Source organism: Achromobacter sp. Marseille-Q4954, assembly GCF_943737025.1.
GTDB lineage: Bacteria > Pseudomonadota > Gammaproteobacteria > Burkholderiales > Burkholderiaceae_B > Achromobacter > Achromobacter bronchisepticus_A.
The window spans coordinates 2,411,831-2,427,193 of sequence record NZ_CALSFQ010000001.1 but is presented as its reverse complement, the minus strand read 5'-3'; the positions used below and the strand labels follow the sequence as shown (position 1 = coordinate 2,427,193).

Here is a 15,363-nt window from a genome sequence, read left to right as displayed (position 1 = left end):
ATGTCCGCCGTTCCGCTCTTTTCCCAGACCGAAATGCCAGTCTCCGGTACGCCGCGCATCGACGCGCGCGACAGCCTGCGCACGCGTCTGGAAGAGGCCGCGCTGAACGCGACGGCGGTCGGTGCGCAGGTGCTTTTCGATGGCTGGCTGGTGCGGTTCGCGCCTTCGTCGGCCAAGCGCGCACGCAGTATCAATGTGCTGGGGTTATCCACACGTCCGTTGGACGAGCGGCTGGCGTATTGTTCATCGTTGTATGCGCGCCATGGCTTGCCCATGGTGCTGCGCATTACCTCCATCGGTCCCGATTTTTCCCTCGACGTCGAACTGGAGTCCCGCGGTTATACCTTTACCGACGAGACCCGAGTCATGTGCATGCCGCTCGCTCCCAGGCCCAGCGTCCGGGGCGATCTGCTTTTCAATATTGTCGATACCGGACGCTTCGCGGCGGCGGTCGGGGCAATGCGCAACTCGGAATCCGCGCACATCGCCGAACATCGGACGCGCTTGCAAGGACTGGCTGTGGATATCTCGCCGGTGCTGGCAACCGACGCGGCGGGGCAGTGCGTTGCCGCGGGCCTGGCCGTCCGCGACGGCGACTTGCTGGGCCTGTTCGATATCGTCACCGACCCGGGGCAGCGGCGCAAAGGCTACGCCGCCGCCCTGATTGAACACTTGTTGGCAACAGGCGCCGCCGGCGGCGCCACGACAGCCTATTTGCAGGTTGAGCCGGAGAATACAGCCGCGCGCGCCTTGTATGGCCGCTACGGTTTCAAAGACTGTTACGCGTATTGGTACCGCCTGCCCGCCGAGCAGACGGACGCCTGAGCCAGGCTCGGGATACAAAAACAGAAGGAAAGAGGATTTAATTATGGCCACCAAGAAACCCAAGGGATTGGGCCGCGGACTGGACGCCTTGCTCGGCGCCGACGCGCCTGCCATCGAGAACATCGGCAAGGCTGCTGCCGCCGCCAAGCCCGAGGGTCCGCCGTCCACCTTGCCCGTCTCGAAGATGCGCGCCGGCAAGTATCAGCCGCGCACGCGCATGGACGAGGGCGCGTTGGGCGAACTGGCCGAATCGATCCGCACACAAGGCATCATGCAACCCATTCTTGTGCGCGCACTGGGCGAAGCTGCGCCCGGCCACTATGAAATCATTGCCGGCGAACGGCGCTTCCGCGCTGCGCAGATTGCCGGCCTGAAGGAAGTGCCGGTGCTGGTGCGTGAAGTGGCCGACGAGAACGCGGCCGTCATGGCGCTGATTGAAAACATCCAGCGCGAAGACCTGAATCCGCTGGAAGAAGCGCAGGGCGTGCGCCGGCTGCTCGACGAATTCGGCCTGACGCATGAACAGGCCGCGCAAGCGATCGGCCGTTCGCGTTCGGCCACCAGCAACCTGCTGCGCCTCCTGAACCTGGCGGCGGCCGTGCAGACCATGCTGCTGGCGGGCGATGTGGACATGGGCCATGCGCGCGCGCTGCTCGCCGTGGACGCGGCTACGCAGATCCAGCTGGCCAACCAGATCATCGCGCGCCGCCTGTCGGTGCGTGAAGCCGAAAAGCTGGTCGCCAAGACCGCCAAGGAAGCCGAGTCGTCCACCGCGCCCAAGAAGAAGGCCAACGGCGCATCGCGCGACCTGACCCGCCTGGAAGAGGCGCTATCCGACCATCTGGGTACGCGCGTCGCGCTGAAAGTGGGCGCCAAGGAAAAGGGCCAGATCGTCATCGACTTCCATGGCTGGGAACACCTGAATTCCCTGCTTGAGCGCCAAGGCCTGTCCGGAGTGGTGGATGCCTGAGCGCGCGCTGCCTGTCATCGCAGTACTGGCGACGGGCGGCACGATCGCTGGCGCCCAGGCTGACGCGACCGCCGCCGGCTACAAGGCCGGCTCGTTCTCCGTCAACGATCTGTTGGCTGCCGTGCCGCAACTGGCGGGCATCGCCGAGATCCGTGCCGAGCAGGTTGCCAACGTCGGCAGCCAGAACATGACGCACGCCGTCTGGCGCGCGCTGGCCGAACGCGTGGATGCACTGAGCCGCGACGCCTCGGTGGCGGGCATCGTCATCACGCACGGTACCGACACGCTGGAAGAAACGGCGTACTTCCTGAGCCTGGTGATACGCCACGACAAGCCCGTGGTGCTGGTGGGCGCCATGCGTCCGGCCACCGCCCTGGGCGCCGAAGGCCCGGCCAATCTGTACAACGCGGTGGCGCTGGCGCGCCATCCCGAGGCGCGCGCCCGCGGGCCGCTCGTCGTCATGAACGAAGACGTGCACTACGCCCGCGAGATCCAGAAGATCGCCAGCGCCGGCCTCTGCGCGTTCGCTTCGCCTAATCGCGGCCGCGCCGGCGTCATGCACGGCGGGGTTCCATTCTTCTATTCGCGCAACACCACGACGCACACCGTAGAAAGCGAGTTTTCACTCGCATTGCTGGAAAAGGCCGGTTGGCCCCGCGTGGATGTTGTCTATGCCCATGCCGACCTGCAGGGCGATCTGATCGATTTCCTGGCCGATGCCGCAGACGGCATCGTGCTGGCCGGCGTTGGCGACGGTAACGCCACCGATCTGGCCATTGAAGGCCTGAGCCGCGCCGCGGCCAACGGCGTGGCGGTCGTGCGCTCCAGCCGCACGGGCAGCGGCTTCGTGGCGCGCGACGTCGAACTCGATGACGCGCGCCTGGGGTTTGTTGCCGCGCGCGACCTGAATCCACAGAAAGCCCGCATCCTGCTGATGCTGGGTCTTTCCGTCACGCGCGATCCGGCAGCCCTGCAGGATCTGTTCGACCGCTATTGAGGCGCGGCGGCTGGGCCGCCGCATCGTCCTGCTGCGCCAGCCGCAGGCTGGTCTTGAGCATCTCGTAGACCTGCCGCGTCAGCGGATTGATCAGGTCAGGCCTTATCCACAGGAAGTACGTCACGTCGGGCAAGGGCGGCAATCCTTCCTTTTCGCCCAATACGCGCATTTCGGGCCCCAGCAGTTCGACGCTGCGCGCGGTGACGCCTAAACCGGCGCGCAGCGCCGCCTTGATCCCCACCAGCGTCGGCGCCACGTAGTTGGTGTGCCAGCGCACGCGCGCCTGTTCCAGAGCCGTGAGCGCCAGCCGGCGGAAGATGCTGGGTTCATCGGCCAGTACCAGCGGCACCGGCGCATGCATGTCATGCACGTAGTCGGCCGAGGCCAGCCACACCGTGGGCGAAGTGCGCAGCGCCACGCCCTCGAAGTCCTGGTCGAAGCGCGTGGATATCGTCAGGTCGAGTTCGCCCGCGCGCAGGGCATCCATCAGGAAGGGGCTGCGGTCCGTGCGGATTTCCAGTTTCACGCGCGGCGCCGAACGCGCGATGTGCGTCAGCAGCGTGGGCAGGATCGAATCCGCCACGTCCAGCGGCGCGCCCAGCTTCAGGTCGCCTTCCAGCGGTCCGTCTTGCAAGGCGCGCAGCGCCTCATCGTTGATGGCCAGCATGTGGCGGGCGTACTCCACCAGGCGGCGTCCATGCGAAGAGAGCACCTTGTTGCGGCCTTGTTTCTCGAACAAGGGCTGGCCGATGAGAGATTCCAGCCGCTGCATCTGCTGCGTCACGGCGGACTGCGTCTTGTGCAGCCGGTTGGCGGCTTCCGAGAAAGTGTCGTGCCGGGCGATGGCGGTCAGCGTGCGGAGCAGGTCCAGATCCAGATTGCGCATGGTGCTCTACGAAGTATTAGAGATGCTAATGGAATCTTAAGGCAATTTAAATTGTTCCGCGTGAGGAGGGGGGATACATTCAATGCCATAACTCATGAAAATAGGGAAAACACAAAGTGAGCAACGCACACCCTCATCAGGCCGGCATCACCAGTGCCATCGAAAATATTAAAAAAACTGTAGGAAATAAGGGGCTGAACCGCGACAGCCTGCAAACCGTGCTGGATGAATTGATCGGCCTGGCCGGCCACTCCGACTGGTGGGCCGCCGATCGCTACCCCGCTCCGGAAGACGGCGAACGCCAGGCCCGCTACCTGATCGCCGAAGACGCCGACAAGAGCTACGCGCTTTATCTGAACGTCATGCGTCCCGGCAAGCAGATCGTTCCGCACAACCACACGACCTGGGCCTGTATCGCGGCCGTGGAAGGCGTGGAATACAACTACGTCTACGATCGCAGCGACGACGGCTCCGTGCCCGGCGTGGGCCGGCTAGAAAAGACCGGCACCGTGGTGGTCGGTCCCGGCACGGGCATTGCGCTGATGCCGGACGATATCCACGCCGTGGAAATCCAGGGCGACAGCGTCATCCGCCATCTGCACATGTATGGCCGCGCACTGGAAACGCTGACCGAGCGCCTGGCGTTCGATCTGGCTGCCGGTACCTGCAAAGTCATGCCGATCGGCGTGCAGACGCGCCGCTGATCATGGACAAGCCCTATCGGTCCGCCACGCGCCTGTTGCGCGCCGGCCGCCCTCATCGCGGCTGGGTCAATACGCCCGTCACGCGCGCCAGCACTTACGTCTTCGACAGCGTGCAGGCGTGGCGTGACACGCGCAGCCGCCGCGACCAGGAGCGCCTGCCGTCCTACGGCGCGCGCGGCACCGATAGCACGCATGCGCTTGAAGACGCGTTGGTGGAGCTGGAAGAGGGCTATCGCGCCAAGCTATATCCCACCGGACAGGCCGCCATCGCCACCGTGCTGCTGGCCTACCTGCGCGCCGGGGACCACGTGCTGATCACGGATGCGGTGTACGAGCCCGTGCGCCGCTTCTGCGCGGAACATCTGGCGCGGCTGGGCATCGCGTACACGTACTACCGGCCTGACGGCGCTGGCATTGAAGCGCTCATCCGTCCTGAAACCCGCATGATCTATGCGGAATCGCCGGGCTCGTTGACTTATGAGATGCCGGATCTGCCGGCGCTGGCCGCGTTGGCCCGTGCCCATGATTGCTGGCTGGCTGTGGATAACACCTGGGCCTCCGGATTGCTGCACAAACCCCTTACGCTGGGCGCCGACATCTCCATCCTGGCGGCCACCAAGTATCTGGGCGGGCACGCCGACGTGATGATGGGCGCTGCGATCACCAACGCGCGCGCCTGGAATGCGCTGGAGCGCGCCACCGTGGACCTGGGGCAGACCGTTGGTGCCGATGACGCGTATCTGGTGCTGCGCGGCATGCGCACGCTGCCCTTGCGCATGGCGCAGCACGCCCGCAGCGCCATGCGCGTGGCGGATTTCCTGTTGGGCCGCCCCGAGGTGGCGCGCGTTCTATGTCCGGCCCTGCCCGGCGATCCTTCCCATGCGTTGTGGCTGCGCGATTGCAGCGGCGCGAATGGCCTCTTGACGGTGGAGTTCGCTGCCGCGGCCGGCATCGACGCTGTCGAGCGACTTATCAACAGCCTGCGGCTGTTCGGCATCGGCGCATCGTGGGGCGGCTTCGAAAGCCTGGTGATACCCGTCAATCTGGGTGCGGCGCGGGCCCTGCCGGATCCCGAGCCGCGCGGCGCCATGCTGCGCCTGCATGTGGGCCTGGAGGATCCCGACGACCTCATCGCCGACCTCGATCAAGCGCTATCCCAACTTTCTCCGTCTTCCCTGAATACCATGATGCACCCCACCCAAGACCAGCCCGTCATCGACATTGATCCGCACACGCTCAAGCAATGGCTCCATGATGACGCGGAAATCGCGCTGCTGGACGTGCGTGAGCACGGCCAATATGGCGAGGGGCATCTGTTCTACGCCGCGCCCGTGCCCTACAGCCGGCTGGAAGCCGATATCGTGCGCCTGGCGCCGCGGCGCGATGTGCGCATCGCGCTCTACGACGACGGCGGCGCTGATGACACGGCGACGCGTGCCGCACAGGCCCTGGCCGCGCTCGGATACCGCAACGTGCATCGTCTGAGCGGCGGCATTGCGCAATGGCAGCGCGACGGCTATGCCATCTTCGCAGGCGTGAACGTGCCCAGCAAAACCTTCGGTGAACTGGCCGAAGAAGTTTTCCACACCCCCCGCATCGGCGCGCGCGACCTGGCCGAACGCCAGCGCCGCGGCGACGACCTGATCGTGCTGGACGGCAGGCCTTACGCGGAATACCAGAAGATGAGCATCCCGGGCGGCATCTGCTGCCCCAATGGCGAACTGGCGCTGCGCGCCCATACGCTGGCGAGCAATCCGCAGACCACCATTGTGGTGAACTGCGCCGGCCGCACGCGCAGCATCATCGGGGCGCAGACGCTGATCAATCTGGGCGTGCCCAACCCTGTCTACGCGTTGGAGAACGGCACGCAAGGCTGGTACCTCGAGGATCTGCAGCTCGAACACGGCGCACGGCGCCGCTACGACGATGGCGTTGCACCGCAGGACCTGCCTGCGCTGGCACAGCGTTCCTTGCGATTGGCAGAATGTCATGGTGTGCCGGTGGTCGGTGCGGAAGAGGTGCAAGCCTGGTTGCGCGACCAGACCCGCAGCACCTTCCTGTGCGATGTGCGCAGCGCCGAAGAGTACGCGCAAGGCTCGCTGCCCGGTGCGCAGCACACACCGGGCGGCCAGTTGATCCAGGCCACCGACCAGTACCTGGCCGTGCGCGGCGCGCGTATCGTCGTGTTCGACGCCGAAGGCGTGCGCGCGCCAGTGGTCGCCAGCTGGCTGCGGCAGATGGGCTGGGACGCCAGCGTGTTGCGCGAAGGCTTGCAGGCGCAGCTGGAGAACCCTGTGGAAAAGACGCTGGCGCCGCAATTGCCCCTGCTGGGCGATGCGCAACTTGCAGCCGCGCTTGCGCAGGGCGCGCAGCTGGTCGATCTTCGTCCCAGCATGCGCTATCGCGCCGGCCATATCGCAGGCGCACGCTGGTCCATCCGCCCGCGCCTGGCCAGTCTGCACCTGGATGCCGCGCGTCCCGTGGTGTTGCTGGCCGAGGACGCGGCCCTGGCCGCCTGGGCAGCACAGGACTTGCGGGCGCTGGGCGTGCAAGACATCCAGGGCAACACCGGCGACCCCTCTGGCTGGGCCGCGCAGGGCATCGCATTGGCGGCCACGCCGGCCGAGCCTGCGAACGCCGACTGCATCGACTATCTGTTTTTCGTGCATGACCGCCACGACGGCAACAAGGCCGCCGCGCGCCAGTACCTGGCCTGGGAGACCAATCTGGTCAAGCAGATCGACGAACGTGAATTGGCGGGCTACCGCTTTCCGGCCCGCTGATCCCGGACCCGCCGCGCCCGCCCGACCCGGCGCCCGCGGCACAGCAGACGCTTCAATCCGAAAAGTACGCCCCGGCCCTTGCGGCCGGGGTGCGGACGGTTCATGCCGAACCGGAATGCAAAGGACGGCCGAGTATGCGGCCGCCAATCACAAGGGGAACTCAGATGAAGCATCATGCATCGCACGTACGCAAGGCCGCAGCCGCGGCGCTGGCCGGTCTGCTGTGGGGGACCGTTGCCCACGCCGAGGCGCCCGCGCCGTTACCCGACTATCCCAAGCAGGCCATCACGGTCGTGTCGCCGTTTCCTCCGGGAGGCGGCAACGATGGTGTCGCGCGCCTGATCGCGCAGGAACTGGGCGCCATCACGGGCCAGAGCGTGGTGGTGGAAAACCGTTCGGGCGCGGGCGGCAACGTCGGCACGGCGCAAGTGGCGCGCGCCAAGCCCGACGGCTATACCCTGGTGATGTCGCAGACCAGCGTCATGGCCGTCAATCCGCGCCTGTACAAGAACGTGGGCTTTGACCCGGTCAAGGACTTCACGCCCATCTCGCAGATCACTTCGGCGCCGCTGGTGCTGGTGGCGCGCAGCGAGAGCCCGTACCGCACGCTGAACGATTATCTGGAAGCCGCGCGCAAGCAGCCCGGCGCGATAACCTACGCGACGCCCGGCAATGGCACCATGAGCCATCTGATGGGGGCGCTGCTATCGCAGAAGGCCGACGTGAAGCTGGTGCACGTGCCTTATCGCGGCGCCGCGCCCGCCATCACCGACCTCATGGGCGGCACCGTGGACATGTTGATAACTTCACCGGCGTCGGCCGAACCCATGGTTGCCGCCGGCAAGCTGCGCATTCTGGCGCTCAGCCACGAGAACAGCATCGGCATCTTCAAGGGGGCGCCCACGCTCAAGCAGGCGGGCATGGAAGGCATTACCGCCGATGATTGGTATGGACTGTTCGCGCCCGCCGGCACGCCGCCCGAGCGCATTGCCTACCTGGCGCAAGCGGTGGGGCAGGCGATGAAATCGCCCGCGGTGATCGCCAAGATCAACAGCGGCGGCAGCTGGGCGGTGGGCAGCCAGCCCGCCGCGTTCAAGACGCGATTGCAGGAAGACACTGTGTATTGGGCCGACATGGTGAAGACTGCGGGCGTGTCGCTGGACTGATGCGCAAGTCGATGATTGCGCTACACCGCCACGATCTTGCCTACGGCGGATTTCAGGGCGGCGTAGGCGGGTGACTTCTGCGCGCTGGTGTTGGTGACCAGATGGTCGATGCGGTCCGCGCTGCAGTACGACACGCGGCTGCACAGGCCGATCTTGCTGAAGTCGGCCAGCAGTACCAGCTGCTTGGCGCTGGCCGCCATCGCGCGCGCCACTTCGGCCTCGCGCAGGTCATAGTTGGTGGCGCCGAATTCGGCGTCCACGCCGACCGGCGACAGCAGCGCCAGATCCGCGCGATAGCGGTGGATCTCGGCGATCGTGATGTCGCCGGCCGTGGCGCACACCGGGCCGCCCACGGAGCCGCCCAGCATGATCAGCTGGTTTGCGCCGTTGCCGGCCGCGCCCACCTTCAAGGCGACGTCAAACGAGTTGGTGATGACGGTCAGGCCCGACAGCTTGGCCAGCTCGTCGGCCAGCACGCTGGTGGTGCTGCCAGCGTCCAGGAACAGGGTCTGTCCGCTGGATACCAGCCCCGCGGCCGCGCGCGCGATGGCGCGCTTGTACTTGACGCGGGTATGCACGCGTTCCGCGATGGGCGGTTCGCTGTGCACCGGCACGGCGCCGCCGTGCACCCGGCGCAATTCGCCCATGGCCTCCAATTCCAGCAGGTCACGCCTGACTGTCTCCCTTGAAACCCCTAGTTCGCCGACGATACGGTCGGTCGATACCTGCTGCAATGAAGACAGCAGGGCGCGGATTCTCTGATACCGCTCTTCTTGCCACATGTCCGATGTTTCCTAATCTATGTCCGGCGCCGAGCGGCTGCGGCGATCAGCGCGCGCAATGCCAGCAGGGAGCCTCCCACGACCAGCATGATAAGGGTTGAATAGGCGGCAGCCTGCGAGACGAACCCCGCTTCGTCCAGGCGCAGGACGGAAACGGGCGCCACGCTCACGGATGGCGTGACCAGGAAGATCACCGCCGACAGCGTCACCATGGACCGCATGAACAGGAAGAAGAACACGCCCAGCACGGTCGGGCCGATCAGCGGCAGCACGGCGTCGCGCAGCACCCGCAGCGTGCCGCCGCCCAGGCAGCTGACAGCCTCCTCCAGCGCTTGCGGCACGGCGCGCATGCCGGTCATCATCGTCAGGAAACCCTGCGTGTGGTAGTGGTAGAAGTTGCACAAGGCAATCAGCGCGGCGCTGCCGTACAGCGCATACAACGGCGTGCCGGGAGCGTTGAAGGCGAAGATGTACGACAAGCCCAGCACCAGGCCGGGAACGCCCACCGGCAGCACCGAGACCAGGTACACCAGCTTGGCCCACGCGCGCGGAATGCGGCACACCCCGAAGCTCAGGAAGAACAGCAGCAGCACGCCGCCGCCTGCCGCCGCCAGCGACAGGTACAGCGACGTCCAGAGTGGTGTGTAGCCGCCGCTGACTGTGATGTCGTAATGCTTCAGCGTCCATTCCATGCGATAGGGCCACAGCCGCATGAAGCTGGCGAAGATCACCGTGGCCACGGTCAGGATGATGGTGCCGCTGGCCAGCAACACGCCGGCGGTGAACGCCGCATCGCGCCCGCGAGCCGGTTGCGGCGTGACCCGCAATCCGCTGGGCGAGGCCGAGCCGAACTGGCGCTGCGAGGCGACGCGTTCGATCTGCACCGAAATCAGCGATGGCAGCAGCAGCAGGATGCCGACCACCGAGCCCATGCCGAAGTTCATCTGCCCGGATACCTGGCTGTAGATCTCGGTGGCCAGCACCCGGTAGTTGCCGCCGATCACGGCGGCGTTGCCGAAGTCGGTAATGGTGATGACGAACACTACGAAGGCCGCGCTCAGCAAGCCGAACTTGCAGTTGGGCAGGGTGATGTCGAGGAACTGGCGCGAGCCGGACGCGCCCATCACTTCGGCCGCGTCGTAGTAGCGCGCATCCATGTTGCGCAAGGCCGCCTGCAGGATCAGCACGGCCTGGGGCAGGGCGTAGAACACGTTGGAGATCAACAGGCCCCAGAAGCCGTAGATATCTATTTCCCAGCCTGTCCAGCGGTGTACCAGCCCGTTGCGGCCCAGCAGGAAGATGAGCCCCAGGCCCTGCACCAGCGAAGGCGCCAGCAGCGGCAGCACCAGCGCCAGCCGCACGGCGGCCTTGCCGCGCATGCAGCTGCGATCCAGGCCGTAGGCGATGGCAAAGCCCAGCGCGACGCTGACCACCGTGGTGGCGGTGCTCATGACCAGGCTGTTGAGCGTGGCGGTGAGCACGCCGCGCGTGGCGAAGACCTCGGCATAGTTGCCCAGGCCGACCGAGCCGTCCTTCTCGACCAGGCTGCGCCACGCTACAGTCGCCAGCGGATAGAGGAAGAACAGCGCCAGGCCCGCCAGAGGGATGCCGACGCAGCTCCATAGCAGCACACGGTCGGCGGACCAGGGGGCGCGGCCGGTTGGCGCCGCGATGGCCGGGCTGGCGTGGGCGGCGCTCAAGCGGCGGCCCCGGTTTGCGTGGTGCGATCCGTCATACGCTGACCCAGGCGCACTGGCCCGGCTCCATGTCCAGCCGCACGGGGGCGCCGCGCGACAGGCCCGCGGCGCCATGTTGTTCCACCAGCAGTTCGCGTCCCTGCCAGGCGATGCGCAGGCGGGTGAGGTTGCCCATGAACGTCATGTCCTGCACGCGGCCCGGGCCGTGTTCGTCCGCGGCGATGCGCAGGTTCTCGGGCCGCAGGCAGGCCTCGTAGCGCTCGCTGGCGCCCTCGGGCCGCGTCGCCAGCAGTTGGGGCATGGCCTCGCGCACCCAGTCGGTGGGCAGCAGATTGCTCAGGCCCACGAAGTTCGCCACAAAGCGGGTGCGCGGGCGCAGGTACAGATCGGAAGGCGAGCCCACCTGCTCGATGCGGCCGTCGTTCATGCACACGATCTTGTCGGCCAGCGTCAGCGCTTCCTCCTGATCGTGCGTGACCATGACCGTGGGAATCTTTAGGCGCCGCTGCACGTCGTGGATCTCGGCGCGCATGTCGGTGCGTACGCGCGCGTCCAGCGCGGACAGCGGTTCGTCCAGCAGGATCAGCGCCGGATCCACCGCCAGCGCGCGCGCCAGCGCCACGCGCTGCTGCTGGCCGCCGGACAACTGGTGCGGATAGCGCTCCGCATGTTCGGGCAGTTTGATCAGCGTCAGCAGTTCCTTTACGCGCGCGCCGATGCGTTCGCGCGATTCGCCGCGGATGCGCAGGCCGTAACCCACGTTTTGCGCCACGGTCATGTTGGGGAACAGGGAATACGACTGGAACACGATGCCGAAGCCGCGCTTGCGCGCCGGCAGCGCGCTCAGGTCGCGCCCGCCCAGCGTGATGGTGCCGCGGTCAAAGGGCAGCAAGCCCGCCACGATGCGCAGCAGGGTGGTTTTGCCGCAGCCGCTGGGGCCCAGCAGGCAGACGAATTCATGTTCGCCCACGGACAGGTCGATGTCTTGCAGCGCTACCGACGCATCGAACGTCTTGCGGATTCCGCGCAATTCCAGATACATGGCGTCTCCAGGACAGGCTGCGGCCGGCTTTGCGCCGGCCGCGGCACCGTCAACGCTTGATGGTTTCCTGCCAGGTCTTAATGGTGGCGTCCCGCTCCGCGGCCGACTTGGGGAAGTCCACGGGATACAGCACGGCGGTCAGGTCCTTGGGCAGGCCGGCGGCTTCGGCGGCCTTGTTGGGTGTGGCGCCGGGGATGGTCACCAGTTCCTTGTACTTGCTGTACAGGCCGCCGGCCTGCGCCGACAGCGTCCAATCGAGGAAGCGTTTGGCGTCGGTGGGATTCTTGGCCGTTTTCATCAGCCCCGAGGCTTCCAGTTCGTAGCCCACCCATTTGGATGGAATCACCATCTTGATGGGGAATCCTTCCTCGATGGACTGCATGGCGGGGAAGGCGAAGGACACGCCGATGGCGTACTCGCCGGCGCGCGCCATCTTGCAGGGGCGCGAACCGGACGGCGTGTACTGGGCCACATTCTTGTCCAGGTCCTTGAGCAGCGCCCAGCCTTTCTCCTTGCCCATACCCTGCAGCAGCGCGACGATCTGCAGATAGCCGGTACCCGAGGCGGCAGGGCTGGGGATAACTATCTCGCCCTTGTAGACCGGCTTGGTCAGGTCTTCCCAGGAGGTCGGCATGGGCAGATTCTTGGACTTGAGCCTGTCCGTGTTTACACAGAATGCGGCTACGTAGCCGGTGGCGGCGAACCACTTCTGGTCGGCGCCCTTGTACTGCGCGGGCAGGGCGTCCATGCCCTTGGCCGCATACGGCTCCAGCAGGTTTTGCAGGCGCGGATCCAGCATGTTGCTGACGGCGAAGCCCCAGATCACGTCCTGCTGCGGGTTGGAGGCCTCGGCGATCAGGCGCGCGCCCAGATCTCCGGTGGACAGCCGCAGCACGTTGACCTTCACGTCCGGCATGGCGGCGTTGGCGGCTTTCAGATAGGCCGCGATTTCATCTTCTTCGAGGGCGGTGTAGACGGTGATGGCGCCGGCGTGGGCCTGCGTCCAACCTAGGGAAATTACTGCAACCACAAGGCTAAGCTTCTTCATACATTGCATGATGGAACTCCGGTTGGAATACACGGCAACGGTGGCGAGCTACGTAGTTGGACAGCCTTCTGCAACAAATCCGGCAAGTTGCAGTTTTATGTATGTTTGCAAATTTGTGGCAACGTGTCTAGACTGGAAAAACCAGTATTCAAGGGTTTTTTTGGCGTAGGCGCATCCTCCCGCGCCACGCCTGGAGCTCATCGATGCAAACTTCACCGCCGTTATCCGCGCAGCAGCTGGCCGCGTACTCCTCGTTCGCCCAAACGCTGGCGGACCGCGTCCGTCCCTTGTCGCGCAAGTGGTTCCGGCATCCGCTGGACGTGGACACCAAGGCGGACGAAAGCCCGGTCACGCAGGCCGACCGTGAGGTCGAGGCCGCCTTGCGCGAGGCCATCGCCCAGCATTATCCCGAGCACGGCATCTTTGGAGAAGAGTTCGGTGCGTCGCATGCCGAAGCCGAATTCGTGTGGTCGCTGGACCCCATCGACGGCACGCGCGCGTTCATTTCCGGTAACCCGTTGTGGGGCACGCTGCTGGCGCTGCTGCATCGGGGCAAACCTGTGCTCGGCGTAATCGACATACCCATGCTGGACGAGCGCTGGGTCGGCGCGGCCGGCGTGGCCGCGCAACTGAACGGTGCCGCCTGCCGCACCAGCGCTTGCGCCGAACTGCGCCAGGCCGTGCTGTACGCCACCTCGCCCGACATCTTTGCCGGCGCCGAGTTGGCCGCCTTCGAGGCGCTGACGCAGGCCGCGCGCATGCGCCGCTACGGCGGCGATTGCTACAGCTACGGCCTCCTGGCGAGCGGACACGTCGACCTGGTGGTCGAGTCCGGCCTGCAGCCGTATGACTATCTGGCGCTGATGCCCGTGATCGAAGGGGCGGGCGGCGTCATTACCGATTGGTCGGGGCAGCCGCTCAGTCTCGAATCGCAGGGCCGCGTCGTCGCGGCCGCCACGCCGCAGCTGCATCGCCAGGCGATGCGGGTGCTGGGGGCGGCCATGACCTGAACGCCGCGCCGCCCGCCCGCAGTCCAACGCAACGCTTCAGTCACAAGGTGAAAGAGCATGCATGCACTAGGGGTAGCAACGGTGGAAGACGCGGAGCGGCTGGTGCAAGCCAGCCAGCTCTCGCACATCAAGGTAGGTTTGTCCGACGTCGATGGCGTCATGCTGGGAAAGTACTTGCGGCGCGACAAATTCCTGGGCGCGCTGCGCTCGGGGCTGGCGTTCTGCGACGTGGTGTTCGGCTGGGACCTGGACGACCAGCTGTACGACAACACCAAGTACACGGGTTGGCACACGGCCTATCCGGATGCCAAGCTCAGGATCATCCCGCAAAGCGGCCGCCGGCTGCCGCTGGAGCAGGGACCGGGCGGCGAAGACATGCTGCTGTTCCTGGCGGAATTCGAAGGCGACGCGGGCGCCATCTGTCCGCGGCGGTTGTTGCACCGGACGCTGGACCGGGCCGCGGGCATGGGCTATGACGTCCATGCCGCGCTGGAGTACGAGTTCTTCATGTTCCGCGAAACGCCGCACTCGGTGCGCGCCAAGAACTACCGCAACATGGAGAACTGGACGCCGGGAAATTTCGGCTACTCGGTGCTGCGCAGCACGGTCGAAGGCGACTTCTACCGCAAGCTCCTGGACATGTGCGAACGCATGGACATGCCCATCGAAGGCCTGCACACCGAGACCGGGCCGGGCGTGCTGGAAGCGGCCCTGGCAGTGGACCTGGCCGCGGCCGCGGGCGACAAGGCCTTTCTCTTCAAGACTTTCACCAAGGCGCTGGCGCAGCAGAACGGGCTGATGGCGACCTTCATGGCGAAATGGTCGCATGATCATCCCGGCCAGAGCGGACACATCCATCTGTCGCTGCGCGACCACAAGACCAACCGTTCGGCCTTTTACGACGAATCCCGGCCGCACGGCATGAGCGCGACGCAAGCTTCCTTCATGGCCGGTGTGCAGCGCTACCTGCCGGAATTCATGGCCATGTATGCGCAGACCATCAACAGCTATTCGCGCCTGGTACCCGGGTACTGGGCGCCGCTGGATGCGACCTGGGGCATGGAAAACCGCACCACTGCGCTGCGGCTGATTCCAGGCAGCGACAAATCGCAGCGCGTCGAGGTTCGCATCGGATCGGCCGACGCCAATCCCTATCTGGCCTTGTCCGCTGCCCTGGCTTCGGGCCTGTATGGCATTGAGCAGGGCCTGGAACCCGAGCCGATGGTGCAGGGCAACGCCTATACGCAGCAGTTCCCGGCACATCTGCGCTTGCCCACCACGCTCTGGGAGGCCGCGCAGCGGCTGCGCGAATCCGAGGCCGCGCGCCATCTGTTTGGCGACGCCTTCGTCGAACATTACGCGGCGACGCGCGAATGGGAAGAACGGCAGTTCCGCCGCCACGTGACCGATTGGGAACTGGCGCGCTACTTCGAAATCATCTGAATCCAAACCA

At 65.9% G+C, this 15,363-nt stretch carries 13 protein-coding genes and 1 pseudogene; 9 read left to right on the top strand and 5 right to left on the bottom strand.

Annotation, left to right across the window (positions count from 1 at the left end; genetic code table 11):
• From NGK62_RS11420 to NGK62_RS11410, 3 genes are read left to right on the top strand one after another with little or no spacing between them, the layout of a single operon-like run.
• Positions 1–825 carry a GNAT family N-acetyltransferase gene (locus tag NGK62_RS11420; RefSeq protein ID WP_251878364.1) on the top strand — a complete coding sequence of 275 codons (825 nt, stop codon included), beginning with the start codon at positions 1–3 and terminating at the stop codon, positions 823–825.
• A gap of 43 nt (positions 826–868) precedes the next feature.
• On the top strand, positions 869–1,795 hold the full coding sequence (locus NGK62_RS11415) for a ParB/RepB/Spo0J family partition protein (protein ID WP_251878362.1): 927 nt from the start codon (positions 869–871) through the stop codon (positions 1,793–1,795).
• Positions 1,788–2,792 carry an asparaginase gene (locus NGK62_RS11410; protein WP_059376255.1) on the top strand — a complete coding sequence of 335 codons (1,005 nt, stop codon included), beginning with the start codon at positions 1,788–1,790 and terminating at the stop codon, positions 2,790–2,792. The genes NGK62_RS11415 and NGK62_RS11410 overlap by 8 nt, the downstream gene beginning before the upstream one ends.
• Here the strand turns inward: NGK62_RS11410 and NGK62_RS11405 are convergent.
• Positions 2,746–3,678 (bottom strand): LysR substrate-binding domain-containing protein, encoded by a 933-nt coding sequence (locus tag NGK62_RS11405; RefSeq protein ID WP_059376252.1) that lies wholly within the window; start codon positions 3,676–3,678, stop codon positions 2,746–2,748. The two genes, NGK62_RS11410 and NGK62_RS11405, sit on opposite strands and share 47 nt — an antisense overlap.
• 116 nt (positions 3,679–3,794) lie before the next feature.
• On the opposite strand from NGK62_RS11405, the gene NGK62_RS11400 reads away from it, so the two are divergent.
• The 4 genes and pseudogenes from NGK62_RS11400 (at position 3,795) to NGK62_RS11385 (ending at position 8,331) form a co-directional block, all read left to right on the top strand.
• Complete coding sequence (locus tag NGK62_RS11400) at positions 3,795–4,382, top strand: cysteine dioxygenase family protein (protein ID WP_059376248.1); 588 nt, start codon at positions 3,795–3,797, stop codon at positions 4,380–4,382.
• Positions 4,383–4,384: 2 nt separating this feature from the next.
• Positions 4,385–5,527, top strand: a pseudogene (gene metC / locus NGK62_RS11395) (cystathionine beta-lyase); the annotation flags it as partial.
• A gap of 39 nt (positions 5,528–5,566) precedes the next feature.
• The gene (locus NGK62_RS11390) at positions 5,567–7,165 is read left to right on the top strand and encodes a rhodanese-like domain-containing protein (protein ID WP_251879574.1); all 1,599 of its coding nucleotides are present in this window, start codon (positions 5,567–5,569) and stop codon (positions 7,163–7,165) included.
• Positions 7,166–7,329: 164 nt separating this feature from the next.
• Positions 7,330–8,331, top strand: a complete 1,002-nt coding sequence (locus NGK62_RS11385; RefSeq protein WP_118932719.1) for a Bug family tripartite tricarboxylate transporter substrate binding protein — start codon at positions 7,330–7,332, stop codon at positions 8,329–8,331.
• Positions 8,332–8,351: 20 nt separating this feature from the next.
• Here NGK62_RS11385 and NGK62_RS11380 read toward each other — a convergent pair whose 3' ends face one another.
• The 4 genes from NGK62_RS11380 to NGK62_RS11365 are packed head-to-tail and all read right to left on the bottom strand — an operon-like array spanning position 8,352 to position 12,909.
• The gene (locus NGK62_RS11380; protein WP_059376242.1) at positions 8,352–9,113 is read right to left on the bottom strand and encodes a DeoR/GlpR family DNA-binding transcription regulator; all 762 of its coding nucleotides are present in this window, start codon (positions 9,111–9,113) and stop codon (positions 8,352–8,354) included.
• 17 nt (positions 9,114–9,130) lie between these two features.
• Positions 9,131–10,813: an ABC transporter permease subunit gene (locus tag NGK62_RS11375; protein ID WP_059376239.1), complete on the bottom strand. Its 1,683-nt coding sequence runs from the start codon at positions 10,811–10,813 to the stop codon at positions 9,131–9,133.
• 31 nt (positions 10,814–10,844) lie between these two features.
• Positions 10,845–11,852 (bottom strand): ABC transporter ATP-binding protein, encoded by a 1,008-nt coding sequence (locus NGK62_RS11370; RefSeq protein ID WP_251878360.1) that lies wholly within the window; start codon positions 11,850–11,852, stop codon positions 10,845–10,847.
• 49 nt (positions 11,853–11,901) lie between these two features.
• Positions 11,902–12,909 carry an ABC transporter substrate-binding protein gene (locus tag NGK62_RS11365; RefSeq protein WP_119449757.1) on the bottom strand — a complete coding sequence of 336 codons (1,008 nt, stop codon included), beginning with the start codon at positions 12,907–12,909 and terminating at the stop codon, positions 11,902–11,904.
• A 194-nt stretch (positions 12,910–13,103) separates the two neighbouring features.
• Between NGK62_RS11365 and hisN the strand changes: the two genes are divergently transcribed.
• The gene (gene hisN, locus NGK62_RS11360) at positions 13,104–13,910 is read left to right on the top strand and encodes a histidinol-phosphatase (RefSeq protein WP_059376235.1); all 807 of its coding nucleotides are present in this window, start codon (positions 13,104–13,106) and stop codon (positions 13,908–13,910) included.
• Positions 13,911–13,967: 57 nt separating this feature from the next.
• Positions 13,968–15,353, top strand: a complete 1,386-nt coding sequence (locus NGK62_RS11355) for a glutamine synthetase family protein (protein WP_251878358.1) — start codon at positions 13,968–13,970, stop codon at positions 15,351–15,353.
• Positions 15,354–15,363 lie beyond the last annotated feature (10 nt).

Excerpts from the sequence above, each read along its gene's own strand:
- NGK62_RS11365 (WP_119449757.1), bottom strand. The coding sequence starts at position 12,909 with ATGCAATGTATGAAGAAGCTTAGCCTTGTGGTTGCAGTAATTTCCCTA.
- NGK62_RS11410 (WP_059376255.1), top strand. The coding sequence starts at position 1,788 with ATGCCTGAGCGCGCGCTGCCTGTCATCGCAGTACTGGCGACGGGCGGC.
- NGK62_RS11415 (WP_251878362.1), top strand. The coding sequence starts at position 869 with ATGGCCACCAAGAAACCCAAGGGATTGGGCCGCGGACTGGACGCCTTG.
- NGK62_RS11390 (WP_251879574.1), top strand. The coding sequence starts at position 5,567 with ATGATGCACCCCACCCAAGACCAGCCCGTCATCGACATTGATCCGCAC.
- NGK62_RS11405 (WP_059376252.1), bottom strand. The coding sequence starts at position 3,678 with ATGCGCAATCTGGATCTGGACCTGCTCCGCACGCTGACCGCCATCGCC.
- NGK62_RS11420 (WP_251878364.1), top strand. The coding sequence starts at position 1 with ATGTCCGCCGTTCCGCTCTTTTCCCAGACCGAAATGCCAGTCTCCGGT.
- NGK62_RS11355 (WP_251878358.1), top strand. The coding sequence starts at position 13,968 with ATGCATGCACTAGGGGTAGCAACGGTGGAAGACGCGGAGCGGCTGGTG.
- NGK62_RS11380 (WP_059376242.1), bottom strand. The coding sequence starts at position 9,113 with ATGTGGCAAGAAGAGCGGTATCAGAGAATCCGCGCCCTGCTGTCTTCA.
- NGK62_RS11385 (WP_118932719.1), top strand. The coding sequence starts at position 7,330 with ATGAAGCATCATGCATCGCACGTACGCAAGGCCGCAGCCGCGGCGCTG.
- NGK62_RS11370 (WP_251878360.1), bottom strand. The coding sequence starts at position 11,852 with ATGTATCTGGAATTGCGCGGAATCCGCAAGACGTTCGATGCGTCGGTA.
- hisN (WP_059376235.1), top strand. The coding sequence starts at position 13,104 with ATGCAAACTTCACCGCCGTTATCCGCGCAGCAGCTGGCCGCGTACTCC.